At 46.1% G+C, this 17,331-nt stretch carries 14 protein-coding genes and 1 tRNA gene; 5 read left to right on the top strand and 10 right to left on the bottom strand.

The genetic code is table 11. The annotated features are described in order from the left end of the window. Nucleotides 1-149: 149 nt before the first annotated feature. Nucleotides 150-1,652, top strand: a complete 1,503-nt coding sequence (gatB, locus tag AAEY83_RS07280) for an Asp-tRNA(Asn)/Glu-tRNA(Gln) amidotransferase subunit GatB (protein ID WP_227501907.1) — start codon at nucleotides 150-152, stop codon at nucleotides 1,650-1,652. Nucleotides 1,653-1,761: 109 nt separating this feature from the next. Further along, a tRNA-Pro gene (locus tag AAEY83_RS07275) sits at nucleotides 1,762-1,838 on the top strand. Between the two features lie 64 nt (nucleotides 1,839-1,902). On the opposite strand, the gene AAEY83_RS07270 is transcribed toward AAEY83_RS07275, so the two are convergent. Beyond that, complete coding sequence (locus AAEY83_RS07270) at nucleotides 1,903-2,205, bottom strand: monooxygenase (RefSeq protein WP_025644438.1); 303 nt, start codon at nucleotides 2,203-2,205, stop codon at nucleotides 1,903-1,905. Between the two features lie 196 nt (nucleotides 2,206-2,401). On the opposite strand from AAEY83_RS07270, the gene AAEY83_RS07265 reads away from it, so the two are divergent. Beyond that, nucleotides 2,402-3,373, top strand: a complete 972-nt coding sequence (locus AAEY83_RS07265; protein ID WP_025644440.1) for a DUF1853 family protein — start codon at nucleotides 2,402-2,404, stop codon at nucleotides 3,371-3,373. A 14-nt stretch (nucleotides 3,374-3,387) separates the two neighbouring features. On the opposite strand, the gene AAEY83_RS07260 is transcribed toward AAEY83_RS07265, so the two are convergent. The 7 genes from AAEY83_RS07260 to AAEY83_RS07230 form a co-directional block, all read right to left on the bottom strand. Then, entirely contained in the window at nucleotides 3,388-3,918 is a 531-nt protein-coding gene (locus tag AAEY83_RS07260) for a DUF2726 domain-containing protein (protein ID WP_025644442.1), read from the bottom strand. 216 nt (nucleotides 3,919-4,134) lie between these two features. Then, a complete protein-coding gene (locus AAEY83_RS07255; RefSeq protein WP_025644444.1) occupies nucleotides 4,135-5,364 on the bottom strand; it encodes an SPOR and LysM peptidoglycan-binding domain-containing protein in 1,230 nt (409 codons plus the stop codon). A 319-nt stretch (nucleotides 5,365-5,683) separates the two neighbouring features. Next, nucleotides 5,684-7,090, bottom strand: a complete 1,407-nt coding sequence (gene folC, locus AAEY83_RS07250; protein ID WP_025644446.1) for a bifunctional tetrahydrofolate synthase/dihydrofolate synthase — start codon at nucleotides 7,088-7,090, stop codon at nucleotides 5,684-5,686. 196 nt (nucleotides 7,091-7,286) lie between these two features. Next, nucleotides 7,287-8,204, bottom strand: coding sequence for an acetyl-CoA carboxylase, carboxyltransferase subunit beta (gene accD, locus AAEY83_RS07245; protein ID WP_227501908.1), 918 nt, complete (start codon nucleotides 8,202-8,204; stop codon nucleotides 7,287-7,289). Between the two features lie 236 nt (nucleotides 8,205-8,440). Next, nucleotides 8,441-9,259, bottom strand: a complete 819-nt coding sequence (trpA, locus tag AAEY83_RS07240) for a tryptophan synthase subunit alpha (RefSeq protein ID WP_025644450.1) — start codon at nucleotides 9,257-9,259, stop codon at nucleotides 8,441-8,443. A 71-nt stretch (nucleotides 9,260-9,330) separates the two neighbouring features. Further along, complete coding sequence (gene trpB / locus AAEY83_RS07235; RefSeq protein ID WP_025644452.1) at nucleotides 9,331-10,596, bottom strand: tryptophan synthase subunit beta; 1,266 nt, start codon at nucleotides 10,594-10,596, stop codon at nucleotides 9,331-9,333. 137 nt (nucleotides 10,597-10,733) lie between these two features. Beyond that, nucleotides 10,734-11,390, bottom strand: coding sequence for a phosphoribosylanthranilate isomerase (locus AAEY83_RS07230; protein ID WP_025644455.1), 657 nt, complete (start codon nucleotides 11,388-11,390; stop codon nucleotides 10,734-10,736). Between the two features lie 194 nt (nucleotides 11,391-11,584). Here AAEY83_RS07230 and AAEY83_RS07225 point away from each other — a divergent pair, with 194 nt between their 5' ends. After that, nucleotides 11,585-13,228, top strand: coding sequence for a cryptochrome/photolyase family protein (locus AAEY83_RS07225; protein WP_025644457.1), 1,644 nt, complete (start codon nucleotides 11,585-11,587; stop codon nucleotides 13,226-13,228). A gap of 155 nt (nucleotides 13,229-13,383) precedes the next feature. On the opposite strand, the gene AAEY83_RS07220 is transcribed toward AAEY83_RS07225, so the two are convergent. Then, the gene (locus AAEY83_RS07220) at nucleotides 13,384-14,133 is read right to left on the bottom strand and encodes a DUF4230 domain-containing protein (RefSeq protein ID WP_025644459.1); all 750 of its coding nucleotides are present in this window, start codon (nucleotides 14,131-14,133) and stop codon (nucleotides 13,384-13,386) included. A 428-nt stretch (nucleotides 14,134-14,561) separates the two neighbouring features. Here AAEY83_RS07220 and AAEY83_RS07215 point away from each other — a divergent pair, with 428 nt between their 5' ends. Further along, complete coding sequence (locus AAEY83_RS07215) at nucleotides 14,562-16,283, top strand: proline--tRNA ligase (protein ID WP_025644461.1); 1,722 nt, start codon at nucleotides 14,562-14,564, stop codon at nucleotides 16,281-16,283. 78 nt (nucleotides 16,284-16,361) lie between these two features. On the opposite strand, the gene queF is transcribed toward AAEY83_RS07215, so the two are convergent. Then, nucleotides 16,362-17,234, bottom strand: a complete 873-nt coding sequence (gene queF, locus AAEY83_RS07210; protein ID WP_025644463.1) for an NADPH-dependent 7-cyano-7-deazaguanine reductase QueF — start codon at nucleotides 17,232-17,234, stop codon at nucleotides 16,362-16,364. Nucleotides 17,235-17,331: the final 97 nt, after the last annotated feature.

Here is a 17,331-nt window from a genome sequence, read left to right as displayed (position 1 = left end):
AATAGCACAACACATTCGGCGGTAGCGGGCTAATGAACTACGATAAGACGATAAATGGGCACGAATACTATTATCATCGCTCGCGACTATGAGCCTAGAAGACTTTTAGCATACCCCTGTTTTATTTAATTTTTCGATAGGATTTTATGATGGAAATGACAGAATTTGCAACTCGTAAAGAGCTGCTCGTCGACGGCTATGAAGTCGTCATCGGTATTGAGATTCACTGTCAGCTCAATACCGACAGTAAAATATTCTCAAGCGCCCCTACCGACTTTGGTAATGAGCCAAACACTCAGGCGAGTATCGTTGATCTAGGTCTCCCTGGTGTATTACCTGTTTTAAATACAGGTGTTGTCGACCGCGCCTTAAAGTTCGGTATCGGCGTCGATGCCGAATTAGGACTATTTAATACATTTGATCGTAAAAACTACTTTTATCCTGACTTGCCTAAAGGCTATCAAATCACGCAAATGGCAAACCCTATCGTCGGCAAAGGCTATATCGATGTCGTGGTTAATGAAGGCGAAAAGAATGAATATCATAAACGTATGGGTATCACTCGCGCGCATTTAGAAGAGGATGCTGGCAAGTCTGTCCACGATGCAATCGATGGGATGACGGGTGTCGATCTGAACCGTGCTGGCACGCCGCTCATCGAGATCGTCTCTGAGCCAGATATGCGCTCAGCGGCCGAAGCTTTGGCTTATATCAAAGCCATCCATCAACTCGTGACTTGGCTTGGTATCTCGGATGCGGTCATGGCAGAAGGCTCGTTCCGCTGCGATTGTAACGTCTCTGTGCGTCAGCCAGGCGGTGAGCTTGGCACTCGTACTGAGCTAAAAAATCTAAACTCATTTCGTTCAATCGAACGCGCTATCGCTCGCGAGATCGAACGTCAAATCGATATTATCGAGGACGGTGGTAAAGTCGTGCAAGCGACGATGCTCTATGATCTTGAAAAAGATGAAACCCGCGTCATGCGTACCAAAGAAGACGCCAACGACTATCGCTACTTCCCTGATCCTGACTTGCTACCTGTACGTATCGAGCAAGCCACCATTGATGCAATAAAAGCGGCGATGCCTGAGCTGCCTGCTCGTCGCCGTGAGCGTTTCGAGAATGAGCTTGAGCTATCAGAATACGATGCGCGTATCCTAACTGGTAGCCGTGCGATTGCCGACTACTTCGAAGACGTCGTTGCTGAGGTTGGGCAAGACAATGCTAAGACTGCCGCAAACTGGGTCATGGGCGATCTGCTCGGCGCGCTCAATAAGGATGACACGGACATCACCGACTCTCCTATCAGCGCTAAACAGCTAGCAGGACTGCTTGCCAGACTGTTTGATGATACTCTATCTGGTAAACTGGCTAAGAAAGTCTTTAGCGCTTTATACGCACGTGAAGGTGGCGACGGCGATGATGCCGCAGATATTATCATCAAAGATAAAGGCCTCAAGCAAGAAACTGACACCGGCGCGATTAAAGCGATGGTCGAAGAGGTGATCGCCAACAATCAAACCATGGTCGATGAGTATAAAGGCGGTAAAGAGAAAGCCTTTAACGGTCTGGTCGGGCAAGTAATGAAAGCCAGCCGCGGTAGTGCTAACCCTCAGCAAGTCAATCAGATCTTAAAAGAGCTGCTTGGCTAGAGCGTCAGTAAGAGGGCAATGGCTGTTATAAGTGCAATTAAAAGGTGATAAAGGGCCGTAACAATTAGCTCTTGCAATCTAAAGAAATTTGGGTAGAATAGCAGTCATTCGGGGCGTAGCGCAGTCTGGTAGCGCACTACACTGGGGGTGTAGTGGTCGCAGGTTCAAATCCTGCCGTTCCGACCAAACATAGTAGTAAAAAGAAAAGCCAATCATTGCTTGCAATGGTTGGCTTTTTTTTATGCAGCTATTAAACGGACGCCTTAGTAATAGCGCTTAATTCCTCATTAATTATAAAAGTCTTCGCGCGAATACCGCTGAAGCCAAATGACTCTAAGCGTTCAGTGTGCTTGGTTTGATATCTATTAGCATCATCTAAATGGTCAAAGACATAAATACCGCCCGCCTCCTGCGTGTCTTTATTCTCTGTCCATAACTTATAGACTAAGCCTTTTTCCGTAGCAATGTCCTCTGCAAGCTCTTTCATTTGCTCATAGAACTCATCACCAAAAGGACCCGTATAAGGGAAATCCATCTGTAGCAGGTATTTCATATTTTATTCCTATGATTTATTAGACCGTGATTTATTAGGCCGTCACTTATTGGACTGTTTTAACAGGATACTGTTTATGGAATTATAGATAATGTAGATCTTGTATCATTACAACCAATTATAGGCCAACTGCCTATAGACTTTTAATCGTCAAGCGGTTAGCTTAAATAGGTCATCAACTATTCAAGTTTATGCTATGTCCGAGCCTATTGCTCAACTCTCACCGAATAACACTATGTCTAGCGGTCGTCCACCATGGGAAGCTTATCGTCGCCCTTATGTGCGTGATTTGGCGTATGTACTTGCTTGCCCTAACATCTTAACTCACTGGATCGACTTCTCGCCAGATCAAATTACTCATCCCATCGCGGTTCATAATAGTGAGTTTTGGCTAGCGCAGTTTCAAGCGTACCAGCAGCGCTTAGAGCAGCTTGATAACACTAACGCTTATCAAGATTTGACGCGTTATCTATTATCGCGGCCTAGTCCGAATCGCTTAGGCTTTCACTTTGAAGGCTTATTGTCGTTTTGGTTACAGGATGGGTTTGCGCATGAGCTGCACGCGTTTGAGACCTTAGCCAGTAATATTCAATTGTATAATGATAAGCAAACGGTAGGTGAGCTTGATTTAATTCTTTATAATCATGTTCAGCAGCAGACGGAGCATTGGGAGTTAGCGATTAAGTTCTTTATGGGCTCGCAGCCATTCGCACCGCAAGACTGGGTTGGCATTAATTCAAACGATAACCTTCAGCGCAAAATGACTTATATGCAAAATAAGCAGTTTCGCAGCGTTTGGGTAGATACTGAGGATCATGGGCGCGTCAAGATTGATAAACGTTATGGAGTGATCAAAGGTCGCTTCTTTTTGCCTGTTCATTATACTGATTTTACTTATCCTGACTGGCTAGAGCCGACATTTCCTATGCATGAATGGTGCGATATAAACGATGAAACTACTCTTGCTGATCTCGATAAAAGCTCGCTACGCCAAGCCCATTATATTGAGTGGTTCACCAAGCGCGACTTTTATGACGAGCATCAGTCGTTATCTGGTCTGCCACTAGGATCAATGGGACAGCCACCTAAAGCGGGGTTATACTTTATAGAAGAGCGCCCACTGGTGATTTACCCTTATGTGAGCGCTAGTAGTGAGAATAAACTCTAAGGTGGAGCCTTGTTTCAATAGTTCTCAATGACCTGCATAATCTCGTATCTAAGCATATCGGCGCTCGGCATACGCTCAGCATGAAAGCGGACGATAGCGATACCGGCACTGGCTAGTGCTTTGTCTTTTTTATCGTCGGCCTTTTGCCGCGATTTACTGCTATGAGTCCAGTCATCCAGTTCGATGGCGACTAAAGTGGTTTGTGCGTCGATATCGGTAATCACATAATCGACGCTTTGCCGGCAGATACGATTAAACCAAAAGCTGCGCTCGCTGGCCTCCTCAGAGTTGGCTTCGATAATGCGGGACAACTGAACTTGGACGAAGATATGATATTCAGGGAGGGCATTTTTGAGCTTATTAAAAAAGATGACTTCGGTATCGGTCATAATAGGCATCGGCGCAAAAGGCCAAATCGCCAAATCGTCACCACGTACCGGTGCAGGAGCCGGCTCTTCTCTTTTTGAATTCGACTGATGCTTTATCACCACTATCAGAGTCAAAAAGCCGATAGCTGCGAGCAGAAATACAATGCCAAGTGACATAGGTTTACCTTATAAATTTGAGGCGACCGCCCAGCCTTTGTAGGCTGATAAGTCATACAGTAGGAAATAAAAAAGCAGCCGCTATCGTATACAAGCTTAACTCAATCAGCAATCTATAAAATAAAAAACACGACAATATATGTCGTGTTTTAAGCTAAAGTTTTGCGCTATAGATGGTTTCGAGCTAAAGATAGATACTCATAAGAAAGTAAGTGTTTACCAATATTTGACCCAAGCACCGCTAGTATCCACTTTGGGGTCGTTGTTAATCTTATCTTTTAGCGCTAATGCGGCCACTTTACCGCGCTCAGGACCAACGACGACGCGGACACCGCGACTGGTCTTACTCGTTGTCACTTGATAGCCTGCATCTTTGAATTTTTTGGCGACTCTATCGGCACCGGCTTGATCGCTAGCTAACGAGACTTGTACGCCAAAGCTGCCCTTAGCATCGGTTTGTTTCGCTTCTCTACGAGCCTCTACCAAGCGCTGCTGCGCATCACGCTTTGCTTGTGCTTGCGCTTTTTCTTGTTCGCGCTTACGCTCTGCTTCTGCCGCTTCACGCTCTAAGCGCTGAATCTGTTTACGCGAAGGAATGGTAATCGTCTGCCCTAATTGTAAGGTAGCAGATGGTGAGGTGTTATTGGCTTGGGCTAAGGCTTCAACGGGCACATTGTACTGACGTGCTAGCTTGATTAAGCCATCACCGGACTTGACTTTGTATTCGCTTGGCGAGCTTGGTGGCTCGGATTTAGCCGCTTGCGCTTTTTGCTCAGCTGCCTTGTTTTCAGCGGCTCTTTGTTCAGCGGCCTTTTGTTCTGCCGCTCTTTGCTCGGCAGCTTTGCGTTCGGCTTGTTCTTTGGCTGCCGCTTTTTCTCGGGCCTCAGCTTCTGCCTTTTGTTGAGCAGCGCGCTGCTGCTCTTGCTCAGCTGCTCTTTTTGCTTCAGCGGCGCGGCGCTTTTCTTCTTCAATGCGACTTTCGTTACTTACAGCGTTTGCGCTCGTACTAGTAGGTGTCACTGTCACGGTATCTTGCTGCGTCTGTACTGCAGGGTTGTCTGATGTGGTGGGCGTTTCTTGTATCGCCTCTTCTTCATCAGCTTTGGGCGTGGCATTATCGATATAGCGTTGGTTTTCTGCGCGTGCTTTAGCGAGTGCTTTGGCCTCTGCAGACTCTTGCTCAGCCAAAAACTGCTCGGCACGCTTTTCTTGTTCCGCTACCCGCAGGGCACGCTCTTTTTGTTTTTGAGCCAATAGCTTTTTTTCAGTTTCGATATCTGTGGTCAACGGGGTCACGTCCTGTTGCTCTTCAGCGCTAGTCTCAACGATAGCTGGGGCCGCAACGGTATTATCATTGGTTCCAATCTGTTGCACCATGGCATATAGCATCACGCTACCGCCAATAATCATGCCGATGCCCAATAAGGCTTGTCTAGAAAAATTCATCCGTTTCATTTCCTCAGTTGGTAACAATGATCACTTTATACCCTCAAAGCTTTATACGCACTGCTTATACTGCAAACTTATTTGATAAATGAGTACTATTTTTACGAAAAAATAGCACTCATTCATTTATAAAGCCTTTTATTATCATAATAAAGCGCTTTGATTATAAAACAATTTTTTCGTATTGTCTGCTAACAGGATACTTCAACAGACGATGCAAACTGCGTTACCTAACAAAAGCTAAATCAAACTACTTATCGGCTGAGCTTAAGGTTTTTAGCTTGACCATGTTAGTTTGATGAGCAGCTCTATCCTAGCGTTATGTTGGCTCTAGGGTCAAAGCTAAAAGCGTCTCGCCAATGGTATGAAAAGAGCCGCAAACTAGCAGGAGATCGTGTGGCTGACTCGCCAAAATAGCCGCTTGCGCCGCCTGCTGTAAACTCTCAAAAGTATGGATGCGCTCTTGAGGAATATAAGCGCTCATCGCGGCTACTAATTGCTCAACGCTCGCTGCTCTTGGATAATCTATCTCAGCGATAAACCACTCAGACATCGGCAAATCAGCTTGCGTTAAACGCTGAACAACCAGCTCGATATCCTTATCTGCGAGCATAGAAAACACTACCTTAATCGTCGCAGTTTTATTACCGGCCAGTTGCTTGTGCTGCTGCCAAAGCGCTGCTAACTGTGCGAGCATAAAATCAACGCCATGCTCGTTATGGGCGACATCGAATAGCCAATGGCGATCAGCCAGCTGCCGATAATCAAAACGCCCTGCTAGCTGAACGCTACCCAAGGCTTGCTTGATAGCGTCAATGCCGATATCGAGAGGACTGGCTAGCACGGCTGATACCGCATTAGCAGTATTGGTCAGTGACAGTTTTGGCCGCGGTAATTGTAGTGTCACTGCCGCATTACTATATTGCCAAGTGGGCTTAGCATTAGTATTAAGCTCATTATTAAGCTTAGTATTTATCTTATCTTCGCTACTACTCTTAACTTCACGGTAATAAAAATCCTGTCCCACTTGATAGCAAGTGACATTATGCTGCTCAACAAGTTCTGCAACGCTGGCGGGCATTTCAGTAGCGCCGTAAATCAGGGGAATACCTTCACGTAAAATACCCGCCTTTTCACGGCCGATATCTTCAAGGTTGTCTCCGAGCCAATCCACGTGATCGATACCGATATTGGTAATCACTGCCAGATCAGGATCGATGATATTGACCACATCTAAGCGCCCGCCTAAGCCAACTTCTAGCACCCAAACCTCGCAGTCTGCGTTCGCAAATATCAAAAGCGCGGCTAAAGTCGTCATCTCAAAAAAGGATAAGGTTAATCCGCATTGCAGCCTTGCGGCCTCAACTTGCTCAAAAGCCGCTATCAAAGTCTTATCACTAACCATCTGGCCATTAATACGTACGCGCTCATTGAACTCAATTAAGTGCGGCGACTGATACAGCGCGGTTTTATATCCCGCAGCTTGACACAGCTCACTGATCATCGCAGTCGTGGAGCCCTTACCATTGGTGCCTGCTACCGTAAAAACGTAGGTATTTTCTTTGGCCGACTGGACGACTCCTAAACGCTCAGCGACCGGCAGCACTCTGGAGAGCCCCATATCTATCGCTGAGACGTGGATTTGCTGCATATAATCTAGCCATTCCGTCAGGCTAGAGTCTTTAGTCGGCTTATGCGCCTGCGAAGTCAAAGAAGAAGAGTCCATAAATAACCTATATCAAAAATGGGCGTAAAAAAAGCTATAAATCGTCATTATGTTTGCCTCAAAGTGTATAGCAAATTCAATCAAAACCCCAATTCAAAATGACAAGTCAAAACCAAAAAATAGCACTTACCGCTCTTCACGATAAATGCTATTAAAAGTGTGCTAAGTGTACTTTAAAAACAGCTTAAACGCAGAGCTAAGCATCCACGTTTGGCTGATGACAAAGCTTAGCAAGCAGGCGATAAATGGTATCTATCATTTGATGACGATGCACCACTTCATCGACAACGCCGTGCTCTAATAAAAACTCAGCGCGCTGGAAAGGCTCTTCTAAGGTCTCGCGTACGGTTTGCTCAATGACGCGCTTGCCGGCAAAGCCTATCATCGCTTTTGGTTCGGCTAAATGGATATCACCAAGCATGGCAAGCGATGCCGTCACGCCGCCGTAAACGGGATTGGTCAACACCACGATATAAGGAATACCTGCCAAACGCAGACGCTCAACCGCAGCTGCGGTACGCGCCATCTGCATCAAGGACAGTAACCCTTCTTGCATACGCGCACCACCAGAAGCAGCAAAACAAACTAACGGTTTACGCTCTGCTAAGGACTTCTCCGCCGCTTGTACAAATCGATCGCCAACCACTGAGCCCATCGAGCCGCCCATAAATTGAAAGTCAAAAGCACAGGCCACGACTTCAAGATTGCGTAGCTTGCCATATAGCACAATCAGCGCTTCGCTCTCGCCCGTCTTAGTCTGGGCTTGCGTCATACGCTCAGGATAAGGTTTGCTATCGACGAAGCCTAACGGGTCTTTTGCGATAAACTCCTGCCCAATCTCGCCATCGACTTGCTCCAAAAACCATTGCAAGCGCTCACGAGCAGTCATCGCCAGATGATGATCGCAGTGCGGACAAACATAACAGTTAAAGATAAGCGCCGTATTGGTGATCATCGACAGGCAGTTCGGGCACTTAGTTGAAGGCTCAGTCTCAACTGCAGTCAGTTGCGGCGTGAGCTGCTGCTTAACGCCCGGTACGGGACGATTAAACCACGATTGGCCTGCCGTATCGGTACTGGTTTTGGTACTGATTTTGACACTGTCCTCTGACATCTCAGTTTTTTCTATAGTTTCAGTCATATTATTCGCCATTATCAAAAGGTTATCCGGCACGTTTGCGCATAACCGTTTATAGTATTATGAATGATTGCTCATGCATCATTGCAGATATGGTCTTAGTTTACACACGTAAACTAAAATTAGCAAAGCCATTCAACATATTGCTATTAACGGCTTTTCTCGATAGTTTACTGGAGTAATAGTATATAAAACCCGCACTGACGATAATATTACAAACTATCTAAAGCGTCTCTTAGCTCATTCATTTTAGTCATAATACGCTGCTGTGCTTCCGCTACCGCCTTGCTATCGTTGGCATCGATATCAGCAAAGTTCTGCACTAAGGCACTCCCCACAATGACCCCATCGGCGTGCTCGCCAATGGCTTTGGCAGACGCACCATCACGAATACCAAAACCAACACAAACTGGCAAATCCGTCTCTGCCTTAATCGCTTGTACTTGCTGCGCGACATCATCAGTATCGAGCGTAGCAGATCCGGTAACGCCTTTGAGTGACACGTAATAAATATAACCGCCACAATGGGTCAAGACTTGCTCACGGCGCTCAGGTAAAGTCGTAGGCGATAATAAGAAAATCTCATTCATCGAATGCTCGGATAGATGCTGAGTAAAGCTGCCCGCCTCAGCTGGCGGCAGGTCCACCATCAAGAGACCATCAACCCCTGCCTGTTCACACAGCTGCACAAAGTTATCATAGCCAATGATTTCCACAGGGTTAAGATAGCCCATCAGGATAATAGGCGTCTGTGTATCTTGCTTACGAAACTCGCTTACCATATTTAGCGCATCACGAGTGCTAGTACCTGCCGCCAACGCGCGCTCGCCTGCTAAAGCTACGGTTGGGCCATCGGCCATAGGATCTGAAAACGGTAAACCGACTTCAATCATATCTGCGCCGTGCTTCACTAAATCGTGCAATAGACCGACAGTGGTTGCAGGATTAGGATCGCCTGCCATCACGTACGGAATCAGCGCTTTTTTGTTCTGTGATTTTAAAGTTTCAAAGGTGCTTTCAATTCGGGTCATAATTTTCTCTAGTTATTATTTAATAAAAACAAGAGGCTATTATTAGCCTCTGTTAATCATATTATTGAATGCTACAGCTCAATCCCTTCCGCCTTCATCACTGAATGCAAATCTTTATCGCCGCGACCTGACATATTCACCACGATAGTCTGCTCAGGTGTCATGGTTTTGGCCAGTTTTAATGCATAAGCGCAAGCATGAGACGTTTCTAAAGCTGGAATAATACCTTCTTTACGCGTCACTTTATGAAAGCCCTCTAACGCCTCTTTGTCGGTACAGCCAACATATTCAACCCGGTTCATGTCTTTTAGGAAACTATGCTCAGGACCAACACCTGGATAATCAAGACCTGCCGAGATCGAATGCGTTTCTTGAATCTGACCATCATCATCTGCCATTAGATACGTACGATTACCATGCAACACGCCGATACGGCCCGCCGCTAGTGGCGCTGAATGACGACCACTTTCGATACCATCGCCTGTAGCTTCGACACCATACATCTTCACATCGGTATCGTTTAAAAAGTCAAAAAACAGACCAATAGCATTCGAGCCGCCGCCAACACAAGCGACTAGTGCGTCAGGTAACTTACCTGTTTGTTGCAAGTGCTGTACACGCGTCTCTTTACCGATGATCGCTTGAAAATCACGCACCAGTAGCGGATAAGGATGCGGGCCTGCGACCGTACCGATAATATAATAAGTCGTATCGACATTGGTGACCCAATCGCGCATGGCTTCGTTCATTGCATCTTTTAAGGTGCGCGACCCTGAAGTCACTGGCACGACAGTCGTGCCTAAGAGACGCATACGGTAGACGTTCATCTTTTGTCGTTCGACGTCGTCTGCGCCCATATAGACGATGCACTCTAAGCCCAAACGTGCGGCGATAGTCGCGGTTGCCACGCCGTGCTGACCCGCTCCTGTCTCCGCGATAATGCGTTTTTTGCCGCACATTTTGGCGAGTAGCGCCTGCCCGATAGTATTATTGACCTTGTGCGCGCCGGTATGATTGAGATCTTCACGCTTAAAGTAAATTTGCGCGCCGCCGATTTCATCGCTTAAACGCTTGGCATGATACAGCGGCGTTGGGCGACCGACGTAATTGACCAAATCGTTATGATACTCCTCCCAAAAGGCCGGATCAGCTTTGACTTTGGTGTATAGCGTCTCAAGCTCTTCTAGCGCTGCCATCAAAGTCTCAGACACAAAGCGGCCGCCATGCACGCCAAAATGACCACGAGGATCAGGGTATTGATTGAAATCAGCGACGTCTTTTGGATTGGTAAAAGTATTGATCGTTTGTGCTGAATTATTTTCGGTTGTAGTACTCATCAAAATATCCTGTAGATAACATATAGGTTAAAAATGCTTATAAATTAAAGGCCAAACAATTAAAACAATATAGGGCTTATAAATAAATCGATAAAACTCTTTGCCTTGATCTCGGCCATAGTCAATCTCTTCGCCGATCATTGCCATCGATCTCGTTTGACCGCTTTCATAAAGCCGCGCATTTTGTCTTCATCTTTTTTACCTTTCGCGGACTCAATACCGCCGCTCACATCGAGCGCGTAGAGCGCATGGATAGGCAGATCTAAAGTTGCAGCGACATTATCAGCATCAAGCCCGCCTGCCAATATAATAGGCAGCGCACTGTCTGTTGGGATCAAATCCCAATCGAACTGATCGCCCGTACCGCCATATTTCTGCGGATTATAAGCATCAAGTAAAATACTACTTGCACCAGCGCTAGCAAAATCGTTAATTGTAGCTTGGACGCTCGCTAGCGTGTCTTGTTCGCTATTGATACGTAGCGCCTTTATCCAGCGTTTATGCACGCTATTAGCCAGTTGCTGACATTGCTCAGGACTCTCATCGCCATGAAACTGGATAATATCAAAAGCGACTTTATCGGCTAACTCCATAAGCTCGTCTTTATCCACATTGACCACTAAGGCGACGACGCTAGTAAAGGCTGGTACTCCGGTAGTCAATTGCTGCGCTTGCGCTATGGTCACCGCACGCGGACTTGGCGGATAAAACACTAAGCCTACCGCATCGACCCCTAGCTGGATAGCTGCCTCAATATCAGCAAGCTGAGTGAATCCGCAAAATTTTACCTGCATATTTTGACCTTAGCCAAGTAAACTTGAAGTTGTCTTAATAAAGTGGCTGTTCATAAATTAGCGATTAATAGAGGCGCCCAGCTCTAGAAATGAGGGTGATTTGTTAACTCAAAGCCAAATCAATTGCATCCAAAAACTTATCCTAGCATACTTTTATTCATAGTTTTGTTTATGATTACCATAAGGACTTTTCAATGTCTAAAAAGACAGCGGCAACTAGCAGCAGTAAAGATAACGATAGTAAAAAAAAGCCGGATAATAATGCACATTCGCCCCATTATCTAATGTGGTTTCGTCGTGACTTGCGTATACATGACAATACCGCTTTGGCCGCTATTTGTGAACAGGCTAATGCCAGTGAAGCGCCTGTTACCGCCGTCTACTTTATCACTCCTGAGCAATGGCTTGAGCATGATGACTCGCTCGTACAAGTCGATCATATCGCGCGTACTCTGCCGATACTAGCGCAAAAGCTAGAAGATCAGTTAAATATCGCTTTAAACGTCTATCTATGTGCCGATTTTGATAAGTCTATAGAAGCTATCACTGAGCTATGTGCAGAGCAAAAAATTACTACCGTTATGGCCAATCACGAGTACGAAGGCAATGAAATCGATCGCGATGAAAAGTTGACAAAGCAGCTTGCTAATGATGACATCGAGTTTATCCGCCATCATGACCAGTGTATATTGCCGCCGCTGAGCATCACCACTAATGACGGCGATAGCATGTACAAAGTCTTTACCCCATTTTATCGTAAATGGCGCGATACGTTGGAGGCAGGTTCGCTTAGCGCTCATGAAGCTACAAAAGTGACTGCTAATAATAAAACCAAAGCTCGCATAAAATCTATGGCACTAAAGTCTGCCACAGACAATGCCAATACTAGCGCCAGTATAGAAAAGCTTGCGCACAAAATAGTCGCTGACTATCAAAAACCTTTAGAGTACGACGAGAAAAAATTCACCGATAAGCCTGCGCAGCTTAAGCAAGCACGCGAGGATTATCCGGCTGGTGAAGACGCCGCTATACAGCGTTTAAAGGAGTTTGTCGCTGAGGATATCGAAGATTATGATGTCAGTCGTGACAAGCCTATTTTGCAAGGTACGAGTCACCTGTCGGCCTACTTAACGATTGGCGCTATCAGTCCAAGGCTATGTTACCTGCAAGCAGCGCAAGCGCAAGAAAAACTGCACGGTAATGATAGCGATAATGAGGACATCAATCGCTGGATAAGCGAGCTGGCTTGGCGCGACTTTTATCGTCATGTGTTAGTCGATAAACCCAAACTCATCGAGCATAAAGCTTATAAAGAAGACGCCGATAATAAGGTCAATTGGTCATATGATAAAGATGACTTTGCCGCTTGGTGCGCAGGCAAAACAGGTGTGCCGTTAGTTGATGCCGCGATGCGTTGTCTGAATGCCACAGGCTTTATGCATAATCGCTTACGCATGGTGACGGCAATGTTTTTGACCAAAGACTTGCTCATCGATTGGCGCTGGGGCGAGCGCTACTTTATGCAGCAGCTGATCGATGGTGACTTTGCTTCTAATAATGGTGGCTGGCAATGGAGCGCTTCTACGGGTACGGATTCTGCGCCGTATTTCCGCATTATGAACCCCTTTAGCCAAGGCAAAAGCCATGATGCTAAGGGCGAGTTTATCAAGACTTGGCTGCCAGAGCTCAAAGACGTCCCTGTTAGCACGTTGCACTCTGAGGACACAATGCGTAAGGCACTAAAAAAAGGCGGCGAGTTTGCAGATATAGACTACCCTGTGCCTATGGTTGAGCATAAAGAAGTGCGCAAACTGGCTATTGCTGAGTTTAAAAAATAAAGCATAGCTCAGTATTTATACGAAAAGCATACCTCTGAAAGTTGCCATAAAAAAGCGCTCAATTATCGGTAACTGAGCGCTTTTTTATATTAAGCTAAACACTTAGAACTTATCTAGTTTGACTAAGTTAATTTGAATCAGTTAATTTGACCAAGTTAACTCGCGGTACTCGCCGGCATGCGACAAGCGCCCGCGCCTTGCGTGGTAACAGTAACTACCGCTCCTGTCATCGCAAATAGCTGCTGCAATTGTGTTTGCGCGTTGCTCAGTGCCATGGTCATCACATCACCGCGGCAGGCACGCTCAAGCACTTCTTTTTTGGCCATACTTTGCGCTTGTGCCAATATCGCCGGATCAACTTGCATCATCCCAAACGCGCCCGTTTGCCAGTCGTATATCTCGATATCATCAAGATATACGGCAAACACCTCTGAGGGCGGTATAGTGATATTAATCTTTGGCATGATCGATGATGGCGTAGTCGAGTTATCCGCGGCTTCGAGCTGCTCATTAGTAGGCTGCACCACTTGTACCATCTCAGGCGTCAAGGCGCTCAGATCGATACCTGCTTGCACGCGTCCTTTAGCAATGAATAGTGCCTTTTGCTCATCTTGCCACAGCTTTGCCCAGCTGCCCTCGCGCTCACTAGTAATAATGGTATCGACACTAAAAGCCACCGTTTGCAGACGATTAAGCTGCTGAATTTGGGTGACAACGCCTTCTCTAGTAATCGTCTCAACAGGCTCTTCCTCAGCACTGTTTTGCATGATATAAATCGCAAAAGCTAACGCCGCTAGACCCACAAAGAGTAGTAGCCACGACATCTTAGCAATTTTTGGCTTAGCCTTACGCTCTTTGACAAGCCTATTATTAGGATCAGAAACGGGTTGCTCAGGAGTACTCATAGCGGCTACCTTTTTATGCGTTATTTGTTGTGTGCAGCTTAAAAAATTCAGTGCAGAATATTTATCTTAAAATCATAAGCTTAAATAAATACTGCTACTTAAATGCTATCAAAGCACCTAACTTCAAGGCGTCGCTACTTATTGTCAACACAAACCTTAAGTGAGTTATCTTTTAATCATTCGCTTTGTGTTAATAATAAAGGCTTGCTAGGATGGAAATGACAAAAAGTCATTGCGTCTGAGCCTAACTTTACCTAACATAGACAGGTTACGCTGAAGCATTATAAAAGCTCTATTATAAAGAGCGTTAATCGACTCGTTTCAGCGACTTCTTACCAAGGCAAGCTAGCGCTGGCATAAAATTTTAGCCTTACGTTTAGCGTCTTTTTTATTTATTGTATGATTGAAGATAAGGTTACGCTTTATTTATGAAAGCCAGTCAGTTCTTGTTCGCCACGCTAAAAGAGACCCCAAGTGATGCCGATATCGCCTCCAGCCAGTTGATGGTGCGTGCCGGTCTTATTCGTAAAATCGCTTCTGGACTCTATATTTGGTTGCCTTTAGGACTACGCGTCTTACAAAAGGTGGAACGTATCGTCCGTGAGGAGATGCAAAATATCGGCGCACAAGAAGTGCTTATGCCAATGACTCAGCCCGCTGAGCTATGGCAAACTACTGGCCGGTTTGAGGACTATGGTCCTGAGCTGCTACGTTTCAAAGATCGCCATGATCGCGACTTTGTACTTGGGCCCACCCACGAAGAGGTCATCACTACTTTAGCTCAAAGCGAGCTACGTAGCTATAAGCAGCTACCGATTACTTTCTTTCAAATTCAAGGCAAATTCCGTGATGAGATTCGTCCTCGCTTCGGGGTGATGCGCGCGCGTGAATTTACTATGAAAGACGCCTACTCGTTCCATGTCGATCAAGCCTCGCTTGCCAAGACTTACCGGGATATGTACGACGCTTACACGCGTATCTTTACTCGTTTGGGTCTAGATTTTCGTGCCGTACAAGCAGATACCGGCTCTATCGGCGGCTTTGCCTCGCATGAGTTTCATGTATTGGCGGACAGCGGCGAAGACGATATCGCCTTCTCTGACTCCTCTGATTACGCGGCGAATGTTGAGCTTGCCGAATCTTTATCCTTTAATATGGCTGAGCGCCAGCCGCCAAAGCAGGCGCGCGAAGATGTGCTCACCGAAGGTATGACCTCTTGTAAGATGGTTGCTGAACATTTAGATATCCCGCTGGCGAATACGGTAAAGACTTTGATCGTCCATGGTCATAAAGAAGACGATACGCCGCAGCTAATCGCCATAGTTTTGCGCGGCGATCATCAGCTCAATACCATCAAAGCAGAGAAAATCGAAGAAGCCAATGTGCCACTAACACTTGCCTCTGATGCAGAACTAAAAGCGGCGGGGCTGCATAAAGGCTATATCGGCGTTGACCTAGATATGCCTGTGTTTGTCGATCGCTCAGCGGCCACTTTATCCGACTTTGTGGCCGGCGCTAATGTCGTTAATAAACACACTATCGGTATGAACTGGGTGCGTGACACCCGTATCACCCGCATCGTCGATGTGCGCAACGTACAAGAAGGCGACCCTTCTCCTGATGGTAAAGGCACGCTAAAAATCAAGCGCGGTATCGAAGTCGGTCATATCTTCCAGTTGGGCGATAAGTACTCTCAAGCGATGAATGCTACTGTCTCTGGCGAAGATGGCAAGCCTGTGACGCTCATGATGGGCTGCTACGGTATTGGCGTGAGCCGTATTATCGCCGCTGCTATCGAGCAAAATAACGACGAGAACGGCATCATGTGGCCACAGACGCCAGATGTTAATGACTCCTTAGCGCCATTTGAAGTCGCTATCGTACCAATGAAATCCAAAGAAGACACGGTGATGGAGACGGCAACTGCGCTTTATGAAGAGCTAAAAGCGAAAGGCGTCAATGTCCTACTCGATGATCGTAATGAGCGCCCAGGCGTTAAGTTTGCTGATCTTGAACTGGTTGGTATTCCGCATCGCATTGTGGTCTCCGATCGCAACTTGGCTGAAGATAAGTATGAGTATGTCGATCGCCGCGATAGTGAGAAGCAAATGCTAAGCCGCGAGGAAGTATTGGCAAAGGTCGTTGGTTAATACGCTTCAATATAAAAAATAGCCTAGCTCATTAAATGAGCTAGGCTATTTTTTTTGCGGCCTATTCAATGACACGCGCTACTGGCGAATCAAACGACTTGGCTTCGGCAATAGTGAGATATCACTGACACGGCAAGGGTTAATATCGATACCGCCGCGGCGCGTGTACCAAGCTCTGACCATCAGCTTTGTAGGCTGATAGAACTCACTTAAATCAGCGAATATCTGCTCGACACACTGCTCATGAAAACCATTATGCTGACGAAAACTTAAGATATAGCGCAGCATCCTCGCGTCATCAACTTCGATAGCGCTACTCACCTCTACTGCTAGCGTTCCCCAATCGGGCTGATTGGTCACCGGACAATTACTACGCAGTAGATTGGAATAAAAGCTGAACGGCTGACTACTGTCACGACTTGATTGTTGCGTTTTAGCTTTTAATAATGAAGCATCAGGATGCGAAGTCAGAGCTATTTTTTCATCACTATCCGCTAGCGCATCATCGATACATACGCCCTTCGGCTGAGTAATGAGTAGCTCTGAATCTGTATTATTTAAATCAAATAATTCAACTTTGACTTCATCTTGCACGCAGTTAGATAAATCTTTGCTTAGTATTGTCTTAACCTCGTCCCAACTGGCAAACTCAGTAAAATTAATACTATTCAGATAAAGCTTCAGCGATTTGGACTCGACGATAAAAAGCGACGTCGCAGGGATACTAAAACGCGCCATCGCGACTTGCGAGATACCTTGCGTGTTTAGCCAAGAGACCTCAAACGCGTGCCACCAGTCCATACCGATGCTAAGTTTAGCAATACCGGGCTTATCAAATTGCCAGCCTATAGCTTCACGCCCCATACTACGGTCAATCGGATACAGGGTTTCAGGACTGTACTTGGTCGGATAGTCGGTGGTTTGCTCGCCTAAAATGCCATGGATACTCATAACTTGCCTTTTGTCTATGCTATTAGGGCGTGTTGAACATTCGACCATGGCACTGACAGCGACTATTTTTTAGGCGATTCGATGTTAAAAATAATAA

Origin of the sequence: Psychrobacter sp. TB20-MNA-CIBAN-0197 (assembly GCF_040309765.1) — a bacterium.
GTDB classification, from domain to species: domain Bacteria; phylum Pseudomonadota; class Gammaproteobacteria; order Pseudomonadales; family Moraxellaceae; genus Psychrobacter; species Psychrobacter submarinus.
This window is presented reverse-complemented; position numbering and strand designations above follow the sequence as displayed.